This window comes from Listeria sp. MAN/IMW/UF464 (assembly GCF_058683955.1).
Window position 1 is genome coordinate 1 of the sequence record NZ_JBZWZP010000009.1, and the last position, 447, is coordinate 447.

Here is a 447-nt window from a genome sequence, read left to right on the forward strand (position 1 = left end):
GCCTCGCGGTAGGGGCCGTACAACACCAGCAGGCCGCCCGGCCGACGCAGTCGGGCGCCCGCCAGTCGCATCAGCCCCTCGGTCGCCGACCAGGGGCTGATGTGCGTCATGTTCGCGCAAAAGACGGCGTCGTACGTCTGGTCGGGCCAGGTCGCGTCGTCGGATGCGTCCAGCGCCAAGGGCGCGCGCAGAGACGGTGCACCGGCCTGCGCCCTCCAGGCCGAGATGCTGGCCATGGCCTCGGCGCTGGGGTCGCTGGGCGTCCAGTCGAGACCCGGCAGGGCCGAGGCGAAGGCCGTCGCATGCTCGCCGGAGCCCGAGGCGATCTCCAACACTGAACCCCGCGCCGGCAGGTGGGCGCGCAGGACGCCCAGAATGGAGTCGGCGTTGCGACGGGCCGCGGGCGAGGTGATCGCGCCGTCGGGCAGGGCGGCGATGGCGTCCAGG

General features: G+C 73.8%; 1 protein-coding gene. It reads right to left on the bottom strand.

Features of this window, described 5'->3' with window-relative positions:
• Positions 1-447 (bottom strand): DUF938 domain-containing protein (locus tag AC4PG0_RS14295; protein WP_492168011.1); only part of this gene is annotated, 447 nt, incomplete at both ends.